Origin of the sequence: Burkholderia sp. BCC1985 (assembly GCF_905339915.1) — a bacterium.
Classification (GTDB): domain Bacteria; phylum Pseudomonadota; class Gammaproteobacteria; order Burkholderiales; family Burkholderiaceae; genus Burkholderia.
Genome location: NZ_CAJPGY010000004.1, coordinates 272,613 through 294,735, shown reverse-complemented (window position 1 = coordinate 294,735; position 22,123 = coordinate 272,613). Strand labels below are relative to the sequence as shown.

15 protein-coding genes are annotated in these 22,123 nt (G+C 69.4%); all 15 read right to left on the bottom strand.

From position 1 onward, the window contains the following. Positions 1-14: 14 nt before the first annotated feature. Positions 15-2,219, bottom strand: coding sequence for a type VI secretion system tip protein VgrG (gene tssI, locus U4Z31_RS06155; RefSeq protein WP_321809742.1), 2,205 nt, complete (start codon positions 2,217-2,219; stop codon positions 15-17). Next, positions 2,216-4,888, bottom strand: coding sequence for a type VI secretion system ATPase TssH (gene tssH, locus U4Z31_RS06150; RefSeq protein ID WP_321809741.1), 2,673 nt, complete (start codon positions 4,886-4,888; stop codon positions 2,216-2,218). Before tssH ends, tssI begins: the two co-directional genes overlap by 4 nt. Before the next feature lie 12 nt (positions 4,889-4,900). Next, entirely contained in the window at positions 4,901-6,034 is a 1,134-nt protein-coding gene (tssG, locus tag U4Z31_RS06145) for a type VI secretion system baseplate subunit TssG (RefSeq protein WP_321809740.1), read from the bottom strand. After that, positions 6,031-7,902: a type VI secretion system baseplate subunit TssF gene (tssF, locus tag U4Z31_RS06140; RefSeq protein ID WP_321809739.1), complete on the bottom strand. Its 1,872-nt coding sequence runs from the start codon at positions 7,900-7,902 to the stop codon at positions 6,031-6,033. The genes tssG and tssF overlap by 4 nt, the downstream gene beginning before the upstream one ends. A gap of 4 nt (positions 7,903-7,906) precedes the next feature. Beyond that, positions 7,907-8,455, bottom strand: a complete 549-nt coding sequence (gene tssE, locus U4Z31_RS06135; RefSeq protein WP_257772361.1) for a type VI secretion system baseplate subunit TssE — start codon at positions 8,453-8,455, stop codon at positions 7,907-7,909. Positions 8,456-8,471: 16 nt separating this feature from the next. Further along, on the bottom strand, positions 8,472-8,963 hold the full coding sequence (locus U4Z31_RS06130) for an Hcp family type VI secretion system effector (RefSeq protein WP_059525502.1): 492 nt from the start codon (positions 8,961-8,963) through the stop codon (positions 8,472-8,474). A gap of 70 nt (positions 8,964-9,033) precedes the next feature. Then, positions 9,034-10,551 (bottom strand): type VI secretion system contractile sheath large subunit, encoded by a 1,518-nt coding sequence (gene tssC, locus U4Z31_RS06125; protein WP_321809738.1) that lies wholly within the window; start codon positions 10,549-10,551, stop codon positions 9,034-9,036. Next, positions 10,544-11,098 carry a type VI secretion system contractile sheath small subunit gene (gene tssB / locus U4Z31_RS06120; protein WP_321809737.1) on the bottom strand — a complete coding sequence of 185 codons (555 nt, stop codon included), beginning with the start codon at positions 11,096-11,098 and terminating at the stop codon, positions 10,544-10,546. Before tssB ends, tssC begins: the two co-directional genes overlap by 8 nt. A 59-nt stretch (positions 11,099-11,157) precedes the next feature. Further along, a complete protein-coding gene (gene tssA, locus U4Z31_RS06115; protein WP_321809736.1) occupies positions 11,158-12,282 on the bottom strand; it encodes a type VI secretion system protein TssA in 1,125 nt (374 codons plus the stop codon). Then, a complete protein-coding gene (locus tag U4Z31_RS06110; protein ID WP_321809735.1) occupies positions 12,269-14,473 on the bottom strand; it encodes a serine/threonine-protein kinase in 2,205 nt (734 codons plus the stop codon). Before U4Z31_RS06110 ends, tssA begins: the two co-directional genes overlap by 14 nt. A gap of 65 nt (positions 14,474-14,538) precedes the next feature. Then, entirely contained in the window at positions 14,539-15,234 is a 696-nt protein-coding gene (gene tagF, locus U4Z31_RS06105; RefSeq protein WP_321809734.1) for a type VI secretion system-associated protein TagF, read from the bottom strand. Continuing rightward, complete coding sequence (tssM, locus tag U4Z31_RS06100; protein ID WP_321809733.1) at positions 15,216-18,845, bottom strand: type VI secretion system membrane subunit TssM; 3,630 nt, start codon at positions 18,843-18,845, stop codon at positions 15,216-15,218. The genes tagF and tssM overlap by 19 nt, the downstream gene beginning before the upstream one ends. A gap of 1 nt (position 18,846) precedes the next feature. Continuing rightward, positions 18,847-20,166: a DotU family type VI secretion system protein gene (locus tag U4Z31_RS06095; protein ID WP_321809732.1), complete on the bottom strand. Its 1,320-nt coding sequence runs from the start codon at positions 20,164-20,166 to the stop codon at positions 18,847-18,849. 15 nt (positions 20,167-20,181) lie between these two features. Beyond that, positions 20,182-21,564: a type VI secretion system baseplate subunit TssK gene (gene tssK / locus U4Z31_RS06090; RefSeq protein ID WP_321809731.1), complete on the bottom strand. Its 1,383-nt coding sequence runs from the start codon at positions 21,562-21,564 to the stop codon at positions 20,182-20,184. After that, positions 21,561-22,076, bottom strand: a complete 516-nt coding sequence (tssJ, locus tag U4Z31_RS06085) for a type VI secretion system lipoprotein TssJ (RefSeq protein ID WP_321809730.1) — start codon at positions 22,074-22,076, stop codon at positions 21,561-21,563. The genes tssK and tssJ overlap by 4 nt, the downstream gene beginning before the upstream one ends. Between the last annotated feature and the right edge of the window lie 47 nt (positions 22,077-22,123).

The following is a 22,123-nucleotide window of genomic DNA, read 5'->3' as shown; positions in this document are numbered from 1 at the left end:
CGTGCGAGCCTCCGTTATGGATTCAGTTTCAGGATCGTGCCTTCGACCGTGTGCTCGCCCGTGGCCGACGACGTGACCGTCGTTCCGCGCACGCTATGGCTTTGGGAGCCGGTCGATGCGACGTTGACGCCCTGGATCGTGATCGTGCCGTCGCGCTTCATCACGATGCTGGACATCCCGCAGACGAGCGAAAGCTGATCGCCGGCGTTGACGGTGACCTGATGCTGCACGTTCGTCGTCTGGTTCGCGCCGACGTTGACGGTGTGTTCGCCGCCGACCGTGTGCGTATGGGCGTTCGCAATCGTCGATGTACGTGCACCGATTTCCTCGGTATGCGACGACGCAACCAGCGTCTTCATGTCCTGCGAAGTCGTTTGATACATCTGTCCGACATTCAGCGTCTTGCCTTCGCCGATCGTTTCAGTCTTGGCTTTCGCAACCGTCTCGGTATGTATTCCACCAATGGTCGCGTCGCGATTCGCGGCGATCGTCACGGTTTCGTTCTTGCCGACCGTTCGCGTGCGATTCCCCCCCACCCCATGCGTCTCATCCACCCCGATCTGCGCGACCCGGTTCTTGCCGATATTCACCGTCTCGTCCTGCCCGACACTCCGTTGCCGGTTGTTCTTCACCTGCATCGTCTCGTCGTTTCCGACCGTATGCGTGTGGTTGTTCCCGACGGACAGCGAATGATCGACCTCCGTCTCCGCATCGAAATTGCGCTCAGCGTGCATCCACAGTTGCTCGGCGCCCTTCTTGTCCTCGAACCGGAACGCGTTCGCATGGTCGGTTGTCCCGCCGGGCGACGAGCGCGACAGCAACCCGCTCTGCGTCGCACTGCCCGGTAACCCCCACGGCGGCATCTTCTCGCCGTTGTAAACCCGCCCCGTCACGATCGGCTCATCCGGATCACCATTAAGAAAATCGACAACGACCTCATCGCCGACGCGCGGGATCTGCACGCCACCGAATCCACCGCCCGCCCAAGGGCTCGACACCCGCACCCAGCACGACGAATCCTGGTCGCTCTGCCCATACCGGTCCCAGCGAAACTGCAGCTTCACGCGCCCGTACTGGTCGGTCCAGATCTCCTCGCCGGGCGGTCCGACAACGGTTGCCGTCTGCGGCCCGTTCGTCCGCGGGCGCGGCGTTTCACGCGGCGATCGATAAGGCAGGCTCGACGGCTGCACGAGCATCGTCGTTCGATGCACGACAGCCTCCGCGCCCTGATCGCTCGCATACGCGTTCTCCTGGAAACGGTATCGACACCGCACGATCAGGTACTCGCGGTTCTGATCGGCGCGCGGACAATGTGCAAGCGTGAACAGATACCCGGGCGCGGCACCGCGCACGTCGGTATCCGCACTCGCCCGCTCATGCTCGGCCTGCTGCTCCTCGAGTCTCACGCGGCTGTAATGCGCACCAGGCGCATCGTCGCGATACCCGCCCGGCCATTCGAACGACGCAAAACTGTCGTGATCATGCCCACGCGGATCGACCTTCTGCGACGAAAGATCCGCACGCGGTTTCGTATAGTCGTAGTCGGCGGTCTGATGCTTGCCGACGCTCACCTCCTGCGCGGGCAGCCAGCCGTCGACGTGCTCCTCGTCGGCGATCGCGGTGCGATCCTGCGCGATGTACGGGATCGTTTCGTAGCCGGGCAACGCGACGTGCGACGACATCGCATCGCACAGCACGAGCGTATGACTGTCGGCCGCGTGCCGGAAATAAAAATAGATGCCCTCGAACTCCATCAATCGCATCACGAACGCGGTGTCGGTCTCGTTGTACTGCACGCAGAACTCGCGCGGCACGTACGCATCGGTGAGCTTGTTCTCGATGGGGAAACCGTAAGGCGCGAGCACCTCCCGCACGATGTCGGGCACGGTGCGATTCTGGAAAATTCGGCAATCGGAGCGGCGCGTCGCAAGCCACAGCCACGGCCGCACGATCAGCTCGTAGCCATAGTGCCGCTCGGCGCGCCGGCCGCCGAGCATCGCGCGCGCGACGATGCCGTTCAAGTAACGCGTCGCCAGGTCCTGCTGCTCGATCCGCACGGTCACGGGCTTGCCGAGCATGTCCTTCAGCGACAGGCTATGGCTGTCCGCCAGCGCGTCGATCCGGAATTCGAACAGGCGGCCGAGTTCGTCGCTGCCGTCGAGCGTATGGAATTTCAGGTCGTCGCCGTGCAGGCTGTCGAGTGTGAATACGCGATTCACGTCGTTCCCTCCTCGTCGAACCGGTAAGCGAATTCGCCGCCGGCCGCGCTCACCTCGATCGAAGCCAGCGCGCGGCCTTCGAGCGTGGCCTCGAGGATCGCGCGGCCGATGCGCGGCATCACGGTATGCGTGAGGATCGCGTCGACCATGCGGCCGCCGGATTCGATCGTCCGGCAGCGCTCGACGATCAGCGCGGTCGCCGAATCGGTGCAGCGCAGCCGGATGCCGTGATGCAGATCGATCCGCTTCTCGAAGCGCCGCAACTGCAACTCGACGATGCGTGCGAGCGTCGCATCGGTCAGCGGGTAGTACGGCACGACGGTCAGCCGGCCGAGCAGCGCGGCGGGGAACACGTCGAGCAGCGGCGCGCGCAGCGCATCGGCAAGCGTCTGCATGTCGGGCAGGCGCTCGGGGTCGCGGCACAGCTGCATCACGCGATCGGCGCCGACGTTCGACGTCAGCAGGATCACGGTATGCCGGAAGTCGATGTCGCGCCCTTCGCCATCTTCCATCCAGCCCTTGTCGAACACCTGGAAGAACATCTCGTGCACGTCGCGGTGCGCCTTCTCGATCTCGTCGAGCAGCACGACGCTGTACGGCCGCCGGCGCACGGCCTCGGTGAGCACCCCGCCCTGCCCGTAGCCGACGTAGCCGGGCGGCGCGCCCTTCAGCGTCGATACCGTGTGCGCCTCCTGGAACTCGCTCATGTTGATCGTGATCGCGTTGCGCTCGCCGCCATACAGCGTGTCGGCCAGCGCGAGCGCGGTCTCGGTCTTGCCGACGCCGGACGGCCCGCACAGCAGGAACACGCCGTGCGGTTTGGTCGGGTCGTCGAGCTTCGCACGTGCGGTCTGAATCCGTTGGGCGATCAGTTCGACCGCATGGTGCTGGCCGACGACACGTTCGCCGAGCGTTTCGGCGAGCTTGAGCACGGCCTGCGTCTCGTCGCGCACCATCCGGCCGAGCGGGATGCCGGTCCAGTCGGCGACGACGGCGGCGACCGCATGCGTGTCGACGGCGGGCAGCACGAGCGGTGCGTCGCCTTGCATCTCGGCCAGCGCCTGCTGCGCGGCTGTGAGGCGCGACAGGACATCGGCGCGTGCGTCGCTGGTGAGCGCGCGCGACGGCGCGTCGTCGAGCAGCGCGGCGCGCGATTCGACGATCGAGGCCAATGCGTCGCGCTCGGCTTGCCAGCGCGTATCGAGCCGATCGAGTTCCGCCTGCACGGCGGCAAGCTCGGCATCGATCGCGTCGCGCCGCGCGGTGTCGCCGCTGCCGAGCGCGCACTCGCGCGCGATCCGTTCCCGCTCGACGCGCAGGCCGTCGATGCGTCGGCGCGCGTCCTCGATCGGCGCGGGCACCGCGTGCTGGCTGACGGCGACGCGCGCGCAGGCCGTGTCGAGCAGGCTGATCGCCTTGTCCGGCAACTGCCGCGCGGGAATATACCGATGCGACAACGTCACGGCGGCCTGCAGCGCATCGTCGAGCATCAGCACGCGGTGGTGGGCTTCGAGTTTCGCGGCGAGGCCGCGCAGCATCGTCACGGCGGCGGCCTCCTCGGGTTCGAGAACATGCACGAGCTGGAAGCGCCGCGTCAGCGCGGGATCCTTCTCGATGTACTGCTTGTACTCGGACCAGGTGGTCGCGCCGATGGTGCGCAGCAGGCCGCGCGCGAGCGCCGGTTTCAGCAGGTTCGCGGCGTCGCCGGTGCCGGCCGCCCCGCCCGCGCCGACGAGCGTATGGACTTCGTCGATGAAAAGGATCGTCGGCCGCTCGGACGACATCGCTTCGTCGATCACGCCGCGCAGGCGGGTCTCGAATTCACCCTTCACGCTCGCGCCGGCCTGCAGCAGCCCGATGTCGAGCAGGCACAGCGCGACGTCTCGCAGAGACGGCGGCACGTCGCCGGCGGCGATGCGCAGCGCAAAGCCTTCCGCGACAGCGGTCTTGCCGACGCCGGCCTCGCCGACCAGCAGCGGGTTGTTCTGCCGGCGCCGCAGCAGGATGTCGACGATCTGGCGGATCTCCGCGTCGCGGCCGACGACGGGGTCGATCTCGCCTGCCCGCGCTCGGGCGGTCAGGTCGACGGCGAAGCGCGCCAGGGCCGAGCCTTCCGCGGCTGGCACACCGCGCATCGCGGCGGCGTCGGCGCCGGCGTCAAGGCCCGAGTCGCCACGCGCAGCCGGTTGCGCCTCGGGCGAACCGTCGACGATCGATGCAAGTTCGTCGGCGAGCACGTCGGGCACGATGCGCTCGAACTCGCGTGCGATCGCGTACAACACGTTGCGCAACTGCGGCGTCTTCAGGATCGCGAGCAGCAGGACCGCGCCGCGAATCCGCGTCGCGTCGTATTTCAAGGTCGCATAGACCCACGCACGCTCGACCGCGTCGTCGATGTGCACGGACAGGTCCGACACCGATCCCGCGCCACGCGGCAGCCGATCGAGCGACGCGACGAGGCCGCGCTCGATCGCGGCCTCGTCGATCTCGAACCGGCGCAGCACGCGCTGCAGGTCGCCGTCGGGCCGCTGCAGGAGCTGCTTGAACCAGTGCGCGAGTTCCACGTACGGATTGCCGCGCAGCCGGCAGAATCCGGTCGCCTGCTCGAGCGTCTCGTAGAGGAGCGGGTCGAGCTTTCCGAACAGGTTGACGCGGCCGATATCGGACATGACGGTTCCCGTTTAGGCGGTTTCGCGATGAGGAGCGGCGCCGGTGCGCGGCGGGCCGCCACGGCGCGCGTCGTAACGGACGACGAGATCGCGCGCGGGCCCCGCGTCGAGCCGTTGCCCGAGCCACGCGGTACGGCCGAGGCCCTGCGGCACGCCGAGCGCGATCGCGGGCACCGCGTCGGCCGCCAGTTCGAGCTGGACGTCCCAGTCGAACTCGATGCCGACGTATTCGCGCACCCAGTGCGCGAGCTGCCGCGCGTGCGGGCCGCCCGGCAGGAAGCGCCGGTACGCGTCGAGCGATAGCGGCCCGAGCACGATCCGGAAATGGGATTGCGCGTCGCGCACCGCGATGCCGAGCGCGACGCCGCCGACGCGCAGGGTCGGCCGCGTCGCACGGATCACGCAGCGCTGCGAGCGCTCGATCGCGACCCAGCGCGGCACGTGCTCGACGATGCGCGCGTCGACGCCGAAATGGCGTCGCAGGATCTGCACGAGCCCTTCCGGGTTGCGCGTGTGCCGCACGAGATGACCCGCGTGGAAATAAAGCGCATGCGGCGCGAGCGTGTCGGCGGCCGTGCGTTCCGCATCCGCCTGCGCGGCCGGCCTGTCGTCATGCGCGGTGCGCCCGATGAGGCTCGCGACATACGCGTCGAACCGTGCGAGCCCGGGACGATCGAGGCTCACCGTCGGTTGCGCGTCGGCCCATGCGCGGTAGAACAGCAGGATCAGCCGGTGATGAAACAGGTCCGCGAACGCGGCGAAGGTCGGGTCGTCGTGCTGGGCCGCGCGCTCGTGCGCGTATTCGGTCAGGTGGGTCGGCAGCGGACCGTTCGGTCCGAACAATCCGAAACCGTGGATCGCGATGCGCGGCCGCGTGGCGCCGCCGTCCCCGTCGTATCCGTCGTATGCGCCGGCCACCATCGACGACGCGAACGCAAGCGACGGCTGTTGCCCGAGCCGCACCGGTTCGTCGCGCGGCCGCGCGGCATGGCCGAGCGGTGCGCGGCCGGACGACAGCGCGTCGAGCCAGCGCAACGCCTGGAACAGGTCGTAACCATGCGGCGCGGCGCGTAGTCGCGCCCACCACGCATCGCGGCGGGCGGATTCGACGGCCGATCGAGCGCCGGGCGGCGTGCCGTGTTTCATATCGCTGGCCGTCTGCCGATGCGCGCAGGCCAGTGCGCGAGCGTGCCGCGCTGCACGCTGGTCAGCACGCATTCGGCGAACGCATTGATCGAAACATGCCGCGCGAAGAACTGTTCGAGCACCGCGCCGAGCAGGAACGGGCTGTCGCCGGAGAACGCATGATCGTCGACGGTCACGTCGACCTGCACGCCGCGTCCGAACATCAGCGGGCCGAGCGCCGGCAGCCGCCGGAACACCGGCGAGAACGCGACGCGCCGCACGCCGTCGATCTGCCGGCGCATCGCGGCATCGGCCGGGTCGGCGTGCAGGCCGAGCAGCTCGCGCAGCGCATGCGCGCCCTCGTCGTCGTCGAGATCGGTCAGCGTCTGGCGGGCGAGCCCGAGATGGCGAACGAGCCGCCAGGCCGTCTGTGCGTCGGCGATCGGCGGGCGCGGCCGCGACGGGCCGCGAATCGCGACGATGCGCTCGACGGGCGCCGAGATGCGCAGCGTGAATGCGTTCGCGTCGCCCGGCGGCGGCAGCAGCGCGAGATCGCGGTTCGTGCACAGCGTGTCGACGGACAGGTAGCGCATCGTCTCGTCGTACGGCGCGCACTGGCTGTCGACGAGCGATACGTAGGTTTCGCTGCCGACGTAGCCGGTGCGCGTGCCGTTCGCGCGTGCCTGCGCGGACACCAGCCGAGGCTCGCGCCGCACCGTGTAGTACGCGCCGTAGTTGCCGTCGTCGCGCGCGAACGACGCATGGAACGGCCGGAATTCGCGCGACCGGCCATCGTCGCGCTGCTCGCTCGCAAGCCGCTGCACGGCATAGACCTCGTGATCGAGCGGCCGGCTGCGGTCGACGACGACATGATGCTCGCGCGCGCCCGGCTGCAACAGGATGCGGTCGCCGCGACGTGCGAACAGGTTCACGGCCGGTGTACAGTTCAGCGCCAGATGCGGCGCATCGACAGCTGCCTCGAGCGCGGCGTCGTGGCGATCGAACAGCACGGTCAGCTCGCATTCGTCGCCGGTGGCGCGCGCGAGCGCGGCGCGCAGCCCGCCGATGCTGAAGAACAGGAAGCGCGCCGGAAACGCGAAATACTCACGCAGCAGCCGGTAGCCGTGGAAGCTGCGCCCGTCGTCGGGCAGGATCGCCTGCGCCGGATCGAAGCCCTCATGGACGATCGCATCGGCGTCGAGCGTGTGCAGCCACCTCGGCGGCTGCCCCGGGTCGTGGCAGACGGCGCCGAGCGAGTGCGCGGCGATCAGTTCGAGCAGGTGCAGCGCGTCGCGTTCCGGGCCCGCGAGATGAAAGGTCAGCCGCTCGAGCGGCAGTTGCGACAGCCTTGCGCCGCCGCGCGCCTTGAGCCGGATGCGCAGCGCGCCGCGCACGTCCTGGCGTGCCGGCACGGCGCCGCGCGGCAGCCACGACGGCGCGCCGGTGACGGCCGCATCGGTCAGCTCGAGCGGCCACAGCGTCAAGTCGTGCGCGGTACGGAATTCGCACGCGGTCTGCTCGGACGCGGCGGCCCGCGCGCGCAGCGCGGTGCCGGCCGGCAGCCGCCAGCCCTGCGCGACGCTGCCTTCGTTCAGCATCGGCGCGAACCGAACGATCGCCATCGACGGCAACGGCGCCAGATAGCCCGGATACACGGCGTCCAGCAGCGCCTGCGTGAAGCGCGGAAACTCGGCATCCATCTTCAGCTGCACGCGCGCGGTGAGGAAGCTGAAGCCTTCGAGCAGCCGTTCGACGTACGGATCGGGCGGCCCCGATTCGGTGAGCCGCAGCCGCGCGGCGACCTTCGGAAACTGCTGCGCGAATTCGTCGCCGAGCTCGCGCAGGTATGCGAGTTCGCGGTTGTAGTAGTCGAGCAGGCGCGTATCCATCGTGTCAGTTTCCCGCCGCCGGCCGCAGCGACATCGCGCCCGTCTCGAGATCGAGGTCGGAGCGCAGCACGAATTCGACCGGATGCGGGATCGACCACAGCGTGCCGCGAATCTCGAACAGCAGCACGTTGTGACGCCGTTCGCCGGCGCGCCCGTCCGATGCATCGGCGACGCTGCGAACCTCGACGCTGTCCGGCGCGATGCGCGGCTCGAAGCGCACGATCGCGTCGCGGATCGACGCCTCGACCGACATGCGCTCGACGCCCGACATCGGCTTGCCGACGAGCGGCCGCATCCCGTAGTTGAGCACCGAGGCCTGCGCATGCGCGAACGCGGCCCAGTCGACGAAGCCGTCCTCGGCGTTGCGCGTATTGAGCAGCCACGCGAGATCGCGCAGCACGGCCGCGCGCAGGCGCTCGGCGCCGATCCCTTGCGTGCCGGGCGGATCGGCCGTGCGCTGCGGCGCGTCGTCGGTCAGCCGGTCGAGCAGCGCGGGCTGCAGCCGGTCGCGCACACCGGCGTGCCGGCCGGCGCGGGCTTGCGGGTCGTCCATCGTCATCGCTCCACCGTCACATCTCGGTGTTTTCCTTGATGTTCCAGCCGACCGACACCTCGGCGCCCTTGCCGCCGTTGTCGTTCTGCTGCCAGTACTGCTTCTTCACCTTCGCGGCCTGGAAGCCGTAGTGCATCATCAGCCGGTCGGCCGCGTCGCCAGGGTCGATGCCCGCGACCTGCGCGGACGTGACGAGCACTTCCTGCAGCGTCACGCGCATGAACTCGACCTGCGTGCCGCCGGTCTTGCACGCGGAGATCTCGACCTTCGGCAAGTGCTTGCCGCTCGCGCAGTTCTTGACGATCGCCGGCGCGCCCTTGTCCATGTACGCAGCCACGACGAGATCGTTGAAACTCGCCTTGCCCGCGTTGCCGCCGCTGCCGCTCGCCATCGCGCCCGGCTGGCTCGCGCCCCACGTGAACGATTCGATGTCGGTCCAGCCCTTGTGCTGCGCGTCCGCCGATTCGCCGGTCACGCCGTCCACCTTCATAAACATTGCCACGCCCATTGCCGTCTCCGTTTCGGTGCGAAATCAGGTTGAATGCCGGGTTGAATGCCGTATCGAATGCGCGTGCCGCTCACTCGTTCGCCGCCTTCGCCGATGGCAGGCGCGAGATGAGCCGCAGCGACACGGTGAGCCCTTCGAGCTGGTAATGCGGTCGCAGGAAGAATTTCGACGTGTAGTAGCCGGGGTTGTCCTCGACCTCGTCGACGACCACCTGCGCGGCGGCCAGCGGCTTGCGCGCCTTGGTTTCCTGGGACGAGTTCACGGGGTCGCCGTCGACGTAGTTCATGATCCAGTCGTTGAGCCAGCGCTCCATGTCGTCGCGCTCGCGGAACGAGCCGATCTTGTCGCGCACGATGCATTTCAGGTAGTGCGCGAAGCGGCAGCACGCGAACAGATAAGGCAGGCGGCCGGACAACCGCGCGTTCGCGGTCGCGTCCGGGTCGTGATATTCGGCCGGCTGGTACAGGGACTGCGCGCCGATGAACGCCGCGAAATCCGAGTTCTTCCGGTGCACGAACGGCATGAAGCCGTTCTTCGCGAGCTCGGCCTCGCGGCGGTCGCTGATCGCGATCTCGGTCGGGCATTTCTGGTCGACGCCGCCGTCGTCGGTCGGGAACGTGTGGCTCGGCAGCCCTTCGACGGCCCCGCCCGACTCGACGCCGCGAATCGACGAGCACCAGCCGTACAGCTTGAACGAGCGGTTGATGTTCGCGGCCATCGCGTAAGCCGAGTTCGCCCACGTGTAGCGGTCGTGATTCGCGGCGTCGGTGTCTTCCTCGAAGTCGAATTCGTCGACCGGATTGGTGCGTGCGCCATACGGCAGCCGCGCGAGAAAACGCGGCATCGCGAGGCCGACGTAGCGCGAATCCTCCGACTGTCGCAGGCTGCGCCAGCCCGCGTATTCGGTGTTCTGGAAGATCTTGGTGAGGTCGCGCGGATTCGACAGCTCCTGCCACGAATCCATCTGCATCAGTTCCGGCGACGCGCCCGCGATGAACGGCGCGTGCGCGGCCGCCGCGATCTTCGACAGCTCGCCGAGCATCTCGACGTCCGGCGGGCTGTGATTGAAGTAGAAGTCGCCGACGAGGCAGCCGAACGGCTCGCCGCCGAACTGCCCGTATTCCTCCTCGTAGATCTTGCGGAACAGCGGGCTCTGGTCCCACGCGACGCCCTTGTAGCGCTTGAGCATCCGCGCGACCTCGTTGCGCGACGCCGGCAAGGCCTTGATCTTCAGCAGCTCGTCGGTCTCGGTGTGCGTGACGAGGTAATGCAGGCCGCGCCATGCGCCTTCGAGCGTCTGGAATTCGTCGTGATGCAGGATCTGGTTGATCTGTTCGGACAGCTTCCGGTCGATCTCCGCAATGATCTGCTTCACGCTGCCGTATGCGTCGGTCGTCATGCCGACCGTATGTTCGAGCGCCTGCTGCGCGAGCGTGCGCACTGCGCGCTCGACCGACTCGCGCGCCTCGGCGGTCTTCGGCTTGAACTCCTTCTGCAGCAGCGCGGCGAACTCGCCGTGCGCGACGGCCGGCGGCGCGGCGTCGCGGGTGTTGCGAGTTTCTGCGCGGGACTGGACGGGGTCATTCATCGCGGGCCTCCGGTTGGGTCGCGTCGCCGGCCTGCGCGTCGGCGCGCGGTTCGCGCACGAGCGTCTTCAGCAGGTCGGGATCGTTGATCGCGCGCTCGATCAGCTGCTCGGCGCCGTGCTTGCCGTCCATGTACGACAGCAGGTTCGACAGCTCGGTGCGCGCCTCCAGCAGCCGGCGCAGCGCGTCGACGTTGCGCGCGATCGCCGCCGGCGAGAAATCGTCGATCTGCTCGAACGTCATGTCGACGTTGAGCATCCCTTCGCCCGTCAGCGTGTTGGGCACCTGGAACGCGAGGCGCGGCGCGACCGACTTCATCCGCTCGTCGAAGTTGTCGACGTCGATCTCGAGGAACTTGCGCTCCGGTAAATCCGGCAGCGGCTCGGCACGCTTGCCCGCCAGGTCCGCGATGACGCCCATCACGAACGGCAGCTGCACCTTGCGCTCGGCGCCGTAGGTCTCGACGTCGTACTCGATCTGCACGCGCGGCGCCCGATTGCGCGCGATGAACTTCTGTCCGCTGCCTGCCGCCTTGGTTCTGTCCGTCATCGTCCGCTCCTTCACATCGATCAGATTGCGTGTACGTCGCCGCCGCCGGGCGGCTTGCCTCATTCGCTCCGCTCGCCGCTCAGCAGGTCCAGCTTCGGCAAACTCTCCGGAGCGAGGTCCCGGATGATTTCGTAGAAGTCGAGCGCGAGCAGCCGCTGCGCGCGCCGCAGCAGCAGCGGCGCCGGGTGGCTCGGCTCGTGCAGTTCGAAATAGCGGCACATCTTGTCGAGGCCGAGCCGCACGTCGTCGCGGCTCGCGACCTCGGCATCGCGCCAGGCCTCTCCGTGCGGCAACGCGGCCGGCGCGGACGCGGCGTGCGCGGCGCCGGATGCGGCCGGCGTTGCCGGAATCGAACCGTCCGCCGGCCGTGCCGCTTGCAGCGGTGCCGGCTCCGGCATTTCGCGCACGATGCGTTGCAACGCCTTTTCCGTGTCGCTCGCATCGGGCGACCATTCGCTGCCGAGCCGGTCCGTGACGTGCGTGCGGATCGCTTCCAGCGCACCCAGCACCGCGCGCACCGCGTCGATCGGCGCACGGCCGTCGTCGCGTGCGGTCGACAGCGCGGCGACCAGGCCGTCGCGGCTGCCTGCGGCCGGGTCGCCCGTATCGTCGCGGCCGTCGAGCGCGCGTTCGGCGTCGCGCACGCTCGGGCCGCCGTCGAACAGCGGCTGGCGCCGCGCCGCGCGCGCGCATTCGTGCGCGCCGGCGACATCGGCGAGCGCGTTCATTCGCAATGTCGGATCCGGTTCGCCATCGGCGTCGAGGCGCGGATGCAGGTCGTCCCACCAGCGCTCGATCAGGCCGGCGACGACCGCGAGCCCGTCCGCGTAGCCCGGAATGCCGTGCTGCTCGGTCCAGCTGCGCGCGAGATACGCGGCGACACGCAAGTCCTTCGTCCGCTCGCCCAGCGCGAGTGCGAGGCGCTCGACCGCGCGCCAGTCGGGCGTCTCGGCCGGAATCACGGTGTCGCCGTATTGCTGCTCGGCGCGCGGTGTCGCCCGCGCCTGAAGCTGCAGGTAGTCGGCGTCGTATTCGAGGTTCGGACCGCACGGGGCTTCGGGCGAGACCGCCGCCAGCAACCGGCCGATCAACCCGGCGCGCGGCGTCGCGGCCGGCAAACCGGGCGACGGCGAGGACAATGCGGCGGCGGCCGGCGCCGCCTGGCTGACGTCATTCGAATGCATAGTCGATGTTGACCGGTTTGCTGCCGAAGTCGATCGCCACGGTGCGGTGCAACGGCGGCAGCGAGCCGTTGCGGATCTCGATCTGATAGACGCCCGGTGTCAGCGACACCGAGCGCAGCGGCGGGCTCGCGCCGCGCCGTGCGCCGTTCACGTACACGTCGCCCCACGGACGCACGTTGAAACGGACCTGGACGGTCTCCTGTTTCGGCGGGCGCTGCTCGACGGCCGGCGCGTTGATCGCCGCGACGGCTGTCGCCGCTTCCGATGGCGATGGCGACGCCGGCGCGGGCACCGGTGCTGGCACCGGTGCGGCCGACGGCGACGCAGCAGCCTCCGACGGCGGCACGTTGACGACGCGCTCGGATGCGTCGAGGCTGCCGGCCGGCGCGATGGTCGCGCTCGAACCCGCTTGCGACGGCGTGACGCCCGCGATGTCCTTGGCGGTCGTCGCGACCTGCGGCGCGGAAACGGCAGCCACCGCGGCGGGCGTGCTGGCCGGCGCGGCGGCCAGCGATGGCGGCGGCACCTGCGCGGACGATCCGCCCGGCATGCTCGACGGCGGCACGACGATCGGCGTCGGGCCACGCTGCGCGAGCATCGCATCCGACGCGCCGGCCGAGGACGCGACGCCGGCCGGCGGCTGGCTTGCGCCGGCTTCCGGTTCGCCCGCGACTTTCGCGGGACGCGACAGATAGGTCGCGGCGATGCCGACGACGATCAGTGCTGCCAGCGCGCCACCCACGTAGGTCTTCGTGCGCCGGTTGCCCGCCGCGATGAACGATGGGCGGCGCGGCGGGTGGATCGGAGGCGCTGCGCCCGGCGAGGGCGTGGATGTGGAGGCGCCAGCAGCGCCAGCAGCGCCAGCAGCGCCAGCAATCGGCAGTGCCGTTCCGTTCAGGTTCCCTGTATCCGTTGCACGGCCTTGCCCACTGTCCGCCCCGGCGCTTGCCGATCGCATGCCGGCATCGCCATGCATTTCGGTCTTCGAAGCCAACTGGTCGTCGTGTGACGCTTCCTTTGCATGCTTCTCATCATCGTCACTTCCATCGGACAGCCCCGTTTTCGCGGAGGGCGACAACGCCTGCGATACGGATGACGAAGCAGTTGAAGAAGCGGACGACGCCTGTGAAGCCAGCGCTCCCGCAGCCGCACCCGAAACGCCGGAAGCAGCCTTCCCTGCTCCGCCGCCCCCGGCATCGGCCGCCGGCGACACAACGGCCGCACCATACCCGCCGCCCGGCCGGTCGAGATCGCGCAACCCGAGTTCCGCCGCGAACGCCGCGACCGACTCCGGCCGATCCGGGATCCGCAACTGCAACGCATGATCGATCGCCGCGAGGAACGCCGGGCTGTACACCTCGCCGGCCGGCAACTCGCGCGACGCGAGCGGCCGGTACGTGTCCTTGATGCTGCGCACGACGGCCGCGGGCGGCAGTTCACCGGTGATCAACGCGTGCATCACCGCGCCGAGCGCGTAGAGATCGGTCCATGGCCCCTGGCTGAACGCGGGGTCGTCGGTGTATTGCTCGATCGGCGCGTAGCCGGGCTTGATCATCATCGCGCCGTCGTCGACGAGATCGCCGATCCGCTTGCGCGCCGCGCCGAAGTCGAGCAGGATCGCGCTGCCGTTCGGGCGGATCAGCACGTTGTCGAGCGCAACGTCGCGATGGAAGCACTGCGCGCGATGCAGCGTGTCGAGCGCGCCGAGCAGCGCGCCGACGATGTTGCGCAATTGCGTCTCGCTCATCCGCACACCGCCGTCGAGCAGCTGCTTGAGCGTGCGCCCCTCGTAGAACGGCATCACCATGTATGCGGTGCCGTGGCTCTCCCAGAAGTGCAGCACCTTCACGAGTCCCGGATGGTCGAATTGCGCGAGCAGGCGCGCCTCGTTGAGGAACGCGCCGCGTCCCGCGTCGAACGCCTGGGCGAACCGTTCGGAGCGCAGCGACACCGTGTAGTCGCCGCCGCGCGTCGCGAGCATCGACGGCATGTATTCCTTGATCGCGACCGCGCGCCGCAACGTGCGGTCGAACGCGCGATAGACGATGCCGAAACCGCCGATGCCCAGCACCTCGTCGAGCTGCAGCTCGCCCAGGCGATGACCGAGCGGCAGCGGCCGCACCGTGAATTCGGGTGCGTCGCCGCGGGTCGCCGTGTCGTGCTCGTTGTCTCTCGATGAAGGGTCCTTCATGTCTACCTCGCGATACCGCATCCGTATTGCTTGCGTTGCCTGCCTCCGACCGCCGGCCGGCACCGTCAGCGACCGCCGAACAGTGTCAGGAACAGCGCGTTGTCGGGCGCGCCCGTATGCGCATGCGTGCGCAGCGGCGAGCCGTCGGCGCGATTGGTCCACCAGAAGCTCGTCCCGCCGTGCGGATCGAAATAGCCGGACAGCCCGGGCCATGCGGCGAGCGCCGGCCGCTCCGGCAGCGTCGCCGTGATCCCGTCTACCACGTCCGCTGTCCGCCCGTCGCCCGGTGCGAGCCGCACGCGGTCGAGCGTCTCCTCGAGATCGACCGTCGCGCGCGCATGCCGGATCGCGTCGAGCAGTGCATGGCCGATCTGCCAGTAGAACGCGTCGGCGGCGTCCGGCAGCCCGCTCCAGTAATCGGCCGCCGGCATCGCCAGCGTGACGATCACCGGGTAGTAACGCCCGACGCGGTCGCAGCTCGGCGCGAGACAACCCGCCTGTACGCACGACGCGCCGGCGCCTGCCGGCACCAGGAAATTCCAGACCGGCGCGACCGTGTAGTGGCGCGCGATCTCGTCCGGGCCGCGCTGGCGCATCGCGGCCATCCCCTGCTGAAGCCAGCGTTCCCACCACTGCACGAGCGCATGCGGCAGCCGGCTGTTCACGAAGTCGCCGGCGCCGGGAATCTTTCCGTACCAGGCCGGGGCGTCGCCGTCGGCGCGCGCGAGCGGCGGGAGGCGGCTCATTGCTTCGGAGGGCATGTAAAGGACTCCATCTGGGGCAGCCTGAACGGATTGCGGATACTGCCCGCATTCACCTGCAGCACGAGCGGTTTGCCGTCGACGGTGAAGCGCGCGACCATCTGGTCCGACCCGCGCCCGGCCGACACGGCCGCGCGGTCGAACAGCCGGTGCAGCGCCCACGGCCCGCCCGTCGTGAAGCCGTCGGTCGCGCCGGCCTGCCCCGACACCTGCAGGCGCACCTGGTTGCTGCCGCGCGTGCCCGGCCAGTCGACCGCGCTCTGCACGAGCGGGCCGTGCGCATAACGGACGATCTGGCCGTCGACGTCGAGCACCATCTCCGTGAGCGACGGATCCATTTCGAGCGGCTGGATCTGCACCTTCAATTGCGCGGTGCGTGCGCCGCCGCCGAAATACACGTCGCGAATCACCGCGGCCTTCTCGAACGACGAAAGCATCGCGGCGGCCGCCGGATCGGCGTCCGCATTGCGGTTCGCGAAACGCCACGGGTGCGACGTCGTATCGACGATCGACTGCAGGTTCTTCTGGTAGAAATCGTCCATCAGGCCGCCCGGCGCGAACATCTGCGCGAAATCCGCCGGGGCGACGTCGCGCGACGATCCGCGCGCGAACGGGTAGCGACCCGCGATCGCCTGCCGGCAGAAATCGCCGACGTTCGCGCCGGCCCGCTGCGCGACGCTGCGCTGCTCGACGGTCGCGACGCTGCCGTTCGCGACGTTCGACAGGTCGTCGAGCACTTCACGGAACGGCGTGGGCAGCCGGCCGGCCTGCGCGCGCAGCCGCGCGGGCGCGTCGGACGGCGGCGGCTGGGCGCCGCTGCGCAGCGCATCGTCGGTGGCCGTCAGGTACGTATAGAGCGCGTCGATCGACTTCAGCACCGCGTCGAACGCCTGCGCCTGGTCGCCGCTGCCCGGCGCGAACGCGCGCAGTCCGGCGAAGTGGCTGTCGACCACCTGCTCGGGGCTCGCGGGCGCCGCGGCTGACGGATTCGCGTCGCTCGCGCCCTGCCCCGCGAAGATCTGCGACAGCGAGTTGCGCGCCTCGTCGACCTTGTCCTGCGCGCGCGACGCGAGATTGCGCGCGCCGCCCGGCGCATCGCCGAGCGCCGTGTCGCGCGCGAGCGCGATCATCAGCCGGGTGAGCGGCGAATCCGCCGACGACAGCGTGCGCGCGACCTGGATGCTCTGCGCGAGCGTCGCCGTGCGCTGCAGCTTGAGGTCGGCGAGATAGTCGTCCCAGATCTTCAGATAGTCGTTCAGGTACAGCTGGCGGATGTCGCGCGCCCATGCGGCGGCGTCGTTCGGCCCGGGGATCTCGGACAGCCCGAGATTCAGCACCCATACCTCCTCGCGCCCGTATGCGTCGACCTCGCCCGCGAGGCGCGGCGCGAACGCGTTCCGATAGCCGTTGCGCGTATACAGACCCGGCACGCCTTCCGACAGCGGCTTGCCGCTCTGGCGGCGGAACACGAGCGACGCGTCGGGCCCCACCGCGCGCGCGACGCTGAAATCGAACGCGGACGTCGCCGGCCGCAGCGTGCGCGTGAGCTGGCGATACAGCCGCTGCGAGAATGGCACCTGCCGCAGCCGGTCGCGTACGTCGGCCACGAGCCGCTCGTTCATCGGATACGGCGACACGGCCACCCGGTTGCCGAACAGCGCGGCAAGATGCGCGCGCAGCGCCGAGCGTTCGGCCGGCGAGAAATCGGGCGGCAGCGAGCGCTCCATTTCCAGGTCGACGACGGCCTGCACGAACGCAGGATCGTAATGCGCGCTGTCGTACAGCATCAGGTAGGCCTTCAGCGCCGCATACGCGTAGTCGGTTTCGTCCGGCCGTGCATCGCCCAGCGCGGCCTCCATCCGGCGCGCGGCGATCGGCAGCAGCACGTCGTCGAGCGCGCGCCGGTACACGGCGTCGACGGCCTCGTCGATCTTCTCGCCCTGAAACAGCCCCCAGCGGTACGCGAGCGGTGGATGCGAGCGGTCGACGCCGCCGGCATTCGCAAGCCCGCCGAGCGCATCGAGCACCGGCAGCAGCCGCGCGATGTCGGTCGCATCCGAGAACTTCGCGCCGGCGATCTGCGCATCGACAGCGGGTACCTGCTGCGCGATCCGGTCGAGATACGCGCGATTGTTCGCATAGCTGCGCAGCCAGGCAGCCAGCACGACCACGCTCACGAGCGCGAGCAGCGCATAGCCGGCGATCTGCAACACGCGCCGCTTCTGATGCCAGCGCAGGTCGCTGCCGGCGAGCGCGGCTTCGCGGAAGATGTGCTCCTGCAGCAGCGACTTCAGGAAGAAGCTGCGCCCTGTCGAGCCGACCTGGGCAACCGGCGGCACGCCCTCGATCTTCAGGAAGCGCTTGATGCCGCTCATTACGCGGTCGAACGCGGTGCCTTCCTGCGTGCCGCTCGTCAGGTACACGCCGCGCAGCATCGGCATCGGTTCGAAGCTCGACACGGAAAACACTTCGGCGACGAACTGGCCGAGCATGTCCTGCAAGTCGGCGACCTGCTGCGGCAGCAGGTACGCCATCTCGCGCTGGCGCGCATCGGTCTGCGTCGCGAGCAGTTCGGGCAGCCCGTCGTTCAGCCGCTGGTGCAGCAGCCGGTATTCGCGGTCGAACGCGGCGCGCAGGTCGAAGCCCGGCGCCTCGCTCTGCGCGAGCGGGAACGTGAAGCCCCACACCTGCGCGCATTCCGCGCGGCCGAAGCCGCCGAAATACTCGGCGAAGCCGGCCAGCAGGTCGGCCTTCGTCACGAGCAGGTAGACGGGAAACCGGATGCCGAGCTGGGCGCGCAGCTCGAGCAGCCGCTTGCGCAGCACCATCGCGTGCTGCGTGCGCTCGGCTTCCGACGCGCCGACCAGATCGGCGACGCTGATCGTCAGCATCGCACCGTTCAGCGGCTGGCGCGTGCGGTACTTCTTCAGCAGCTCGACGAAGCCTTTCCACTCGGCTTCGTCGAGTGCGCGGTTGCCTTCATGGGTCGTGTAGCGGCCGGCCGTGTCGATCAGCACCGCGTCGTTCGTGAACCACCAGTCGCAGTGCCGGGTGCCGCCCACGCCGCGAATCGCGGCACGGCCGAACTGCTCGGCCAGCGGAAAACTGAGCCCGGAATTGACGAGCGCGGTCGTCTTGCCCGAGCCGGGCGCACCGATGAACACGTACCACGGGAGCTGGTACAGATACTGGCGCGACATCCGGTCGAACCAGCGCGCCAGCCCCTTGCGCGCGGTGTCCGCCTGCCCGAAGCGGACTTTCTTCAGCAGCGCCGCGGCCTCGTCGAAGCGGCTGCGCAGCTCGTCGAGCTGGGCCTTGGCCGGATCGTCGGGGTTGGCCGGCCCGGGCGCGGCCTCGCGCAACTGGTTCAGCAACTGCGCGTTCAGGCGGCTCGCGTGCCAGCTTCGCCACACCACGCGTGCGCCCCACGCGGCGAACAGCACCGCGATCGTCACCGCGCGCGCCCAGCCGCTCTCGAGCGGCCGAATCTCGGCGAACGCGAACAGCGGCCCGGCGAGCCACACGAAACACGCGAGCACGACGAGACCGGCGAAGGTCCAGATCTCCCGCGACGGCAACGGCCTGACGAAACGTGCGACGGCCTGGTTCATGTCAGTGCGCTCCCTGCGTCGCGCCGACGGCGGCACTGCCGGGCGCCGGCAGCAGCGTGATCTCGACGCGCCGGTTCAGCGCGCGATTCGCGGGCGTATCGTTCGGCGCGACCGGATCGAGCGTGCCGCGCCCCTCGGCCGCGAGTCGCTCCGGATGGTCGAGGCGCGCGGCGATCATGCCGCGCACGGCCTCCGCGCGCTCGCGCGACAGGTCCCAGTTCGACGCGAAGCGTGTCGTATGCACAGGCGTGTCGTCGGTATAGCCGGTCACGCGCACGTTGCCGGGCACCTGGTCGAGCGCATCCGCGACGCGTGCGAGCACCGGCGCGTAACGGTCGATCACCGACGTCGAGCCGGACTTGAACAGCCCGTCGCCGCGCAGCACGATCACGCTGCGATCGGCGTCGTCGCGCACCGACACGAGGCCGGCCGCGATCTCGGGCGCCAGGAACTTCGCGACGCGCGGCGCCGGCGCCGCGCGCGGCGATGCCTGGGCAGGCTGCAGCTTCGGCACGTGCAGCGCGTCGATCGACGCGAACAGCCGGTCCGAATGTCCGGCCAGCGCGATGCGCAGCCCGACGAACGTGCCGAAGCCGATCAGCAGCGCAAGCGCCGCGCAGACCCAGAGCGGCACGATGAAGCGACGCGACACGTCGCGCGTGACGACGTCGCGCCAGTGCGGCGACAGCGCGGGCTCGAATTCGCCGCGCACCGAGCGGATCGTGTGAGCCAGTTGCCAGCGCAGCGCGTCGAGCTCGGCATGACCGTTGTCGAGCACCCGATAGCGGCCCTCGAAGCCGAGCGCGAGACAGAAATACTGCAGCTCCAGCAGGTCGAGGTGCTGGCGCGGCTGCTGGGACAGGCGTTCGAGCAGGTGGAAGAACTTCTCGCCGCCCCAGGTTTCGTTGTGGAACGAGACGAGCAGGCTGTGCGACGACCACACGCTGCCGCCCCACGGCGTCAGCGCGGCTGCTTCGTCGAGCGCCGTGCACAGGCAGTAGCGCGCACCGATGATCGCCTCCGACGGCACGCCGGCTTCCTGCGCGCGCGCCTCGAACTGACGGATCTCGACGACGAGATGCTCGCGCAGCCACGCCGGATTCGGATGATGGACGGTCGAGCGGATCTGGGGCACGAGATTGAGCAGCGGGTTCGCGGCCGCGACGAGCGGGTTCGTGCCGCTCGCGGCCCAGCGTCCCGGGCGCGGCTGCGTGGCCGTCGGCCCGGCCGCACCGGCCGCGGCCGGCGGATGCATGCCGCCCGGATTCGGCGGCACGAATCCGCCTGCGCCGGCGGAAATCGAATCGGAGGAAGAATTCATCGCGCTGCCCCGCCCTCACCCGCGAATCGCCCAGAACTCCATCGAGAGCCCCGGAAATTCGCCGGCGAAATGAAATGCGAGACCGCCGGAGCGCGCCAGCTGCTTCCACAGGTCGCTGCCCTTGTCGATCTCGAAGTACGTATGACCCGCGTGATACGGGATCTGCCGCGGCGCGACCGGCAACTGGCGCATCGTGATGCCCGGCAGCTGCAACTGCACCAGGTCGCGGATCCGCTCGACCGGGCCGAGCTTCGCCTGCGCGGGAAACCGCGCGCGCAGGCTGTCGGCCGGCACGTCCGCGCGCACGGCCAGCACGAAGCCGGCCGTGTCGCGCAGCGCGGGATCGGCGAGCGTCGCGACCCGGATGCCGTTGCCCGCGTCGCGCAGCTCGATCTGGATCGCGTTTTGCTCCAGCACCGTCGACAGCGACCGGCGCAGCTCCGTCATCAATTCGGCGAAGCTCGTGCGCAGGTCGTCGTGCACGTAGACGACGAGCGATTGCGGGCGCCGGCCGGCCGCCGTGAACGTGCTGAGGTCGCATGCGAGCTTCAGCCAGTCGCGGAACAGCGCCTCCGGATGCGTCGCGACGTCCTGCTGCGCGTGCCAGGTCAGCGCCAGGTAGCGGTTCACCAGTTGCAGCAGCAGGAAATCCGCGACTTCCGATACGCCGCCGCGCCCCGGCTCCGACAGTCGCTCAGCCAGCGCGTCGCTGCGCTGCGTCAGCAATCCGTGCAGCTCGCGCGTGTATGCGAGCAACGCCGCATCGCGCTGCGCGACCAGGCGCGGCGGAATGTAGCCGTCGTCGACGAGCAGCCGCGCGTCGGTGCGCCGCTCGACGATCCGCACGACGCCGAGCGCATGCCAGTCGCCGGTCAGCTCGGTGTCGAGCATCAGCCGGACGTTCAGGCGCCCCGTTTGGAGCAGTGCGGGGCCGAGCGCGACCGCGTTCGCATCGGCCACTTCGTATTCGCGCACGACGTAGCGCGCGACGTCCGCGCCGCCGTTACCGCCTGCGTCCACGCCGAACGACACCTCCTCGCCGCCGCCGCGCCACAGCGGCAGTGCGAGCACGACGAGCTGATCCTTCGCATCGGGCGGCACATCGAGCGGCTCGGGCAGATCGTCGGGATGCGTCAGGTCGAACGGCGTGCCGTCGCGCATCACGCCCGCCGCCGCGCGTAGCGCGACCTTGCCGAGCGCGAGCTGCTCCCGGTCGATCTCGAGGGTGTCGAAGCCCCAGTAGAAGCCCTGCAGCGGCAGGCAGCGCAGCGCGACGTAGCGCTCCCAGTGCCGCTCGAGCTGCTGGAAATGCTGCGGCCGAAGGAACATCCCTTCGGTCCACACCACGCGCTGGCGCAGTGCGGCGACGGGCGTCGCGGACGTCGTCGGTTCGGTCATGGGCGCCCCCGCGTGTCGTTCAGCGCGAGACCGCCGTTCCTGACCGCGATCGACAGCTTCAACTCGCCGGGCGACGTCTGCCAGAACTTGTATACGTTCAGCGGCTTCGCGCGCGGCAGCGGCACCGTCAGGCGCCAGCGGTTCTTGTCGAGCATCCGGTATTCGGCGATCACGCCGATCGCGCCGGCCTCGACGTTGCCGCGGTAATGCAGCGTGCGCGACTCGCCCGGGCGCAGGATCACGCGGTCGGTGCCGAGCAGGTCCGCGCCGAGGATATTCTCGGGTTTGTCCTGGAGCGAGAAGAAGTCGGCGCCGTCGAACGCCGATGCCGCGCGCAGCTGGAACACCTTCAGTACGATCGGCGAAGGCTTGCGGTTGAGGTCCGGATTGACGTCGGGCGCCACGTCGACCGTGATCGCATACGGCACCGCGGCGGCACGCTCGGTGGCGCCGCATCCGGGCAACAGCAATGCACATCCCAATACGATGAACCCGCTCGACCGCCAGCGCATATTTCACCCTCGCAGCGCAATAATCCCCCCGTCGATTTCCGTACGCG

Bases quoted from the DNA above. Each gene is read 5' to 3' on its own strand.
- tssB (WP_321809737.1), bottom strand. From the start codon at position 11,098: ATGACGGACAGAACCAAGGCGGCAGGCAGCGGACAGAAGTTCATCGCG.
- U4Z31_RS06110 (WP_321809735.1), bottom strand. From the start codon at position 14,473: ATGAAGGACCCTTCATCGAGAGACAACGAGCACGACACGGCGACCCGC.
- tssH (WP_321809741.1), bottom strand. From the start codon at position 4,888: ATGTCCGATATCGGCCGCGTCAACCTGTTCGGAAAGCTCGACCCGCTC.
- tssG (WP_321809740.1), bottom strand. From the start codon at position 6,034: ATGAAACACGGCACGCCGCCCGGCGCTCGATCGGCCGTCGAATCCGCC.
- U4Z31_RS06095 (WP_321809732.1), bottom strand. From the start codon at position 20,166: ATGAATTCTTCCTCCGATTCGATTTCCGCCGGCGCAGGCGGATTCGTG.
- tssF (WP_321809739.1), bottom strand. From the start codon at position 7,902: ATGGATACGCGCCTGCTCGACTACTACAACCGCGAACTCGCATACCTG.
- tssE (WP_257772361.1), bottom strand. From the start codon at position 8,455: ATGGACGACCCGCAAGCCCGCGCCGGCCGGCACGCCGGTGTGCGCGAC.
- tssM (WP_321809733.1), bottom strand. From the start codon at position 18,845: ATGAACCAGGCCGTCGCACGTTTCGTCAGGCCGTTGCCGTCGCGGGAG.
- tssA (WP_321809736.1), bottom strand. From the start codon at position 12,282: ATGCATTCGAATGACGTCAGCCAGGCGGCGCCGGCCGCCGCCGCATTG.
- tagF (WP_321809734.1), bottom strand. From the start codon at position 15,234: ATGCCCTCCGAAGCAATGAGCCGCCTCCCGCCGCTCGCGCGCGCCGAC.
- U4Z31_RS06130 (WP_059525502.1), bottom strand. From the start codon at position 8,963: ATGGGCGTGGCAATGTTTATGAAGGTGGACGGCGTGACCGGCGAATCG.
- tssK (WP_321809731.1), bottom strand. From the start codon at position 21,564: ATGACCGAACCGACGACGTCCGCGACGCCCGTCGCCGCACTGCGCCAG.
- tssJ (WP_321809730.1), bottom strand. From the start codon at position 22,076: ATGCGCTGGCGGTCGAGCGGGTTCATCGTATTGGGATGTGCATTGCTG.
- tssC (WP_321809738.1), bottom strand. From the start codon at position 10,551: ATGAATGACCCCGTCCAGTCCCGCGCAGAAACTCGCAACACCCGCGAC.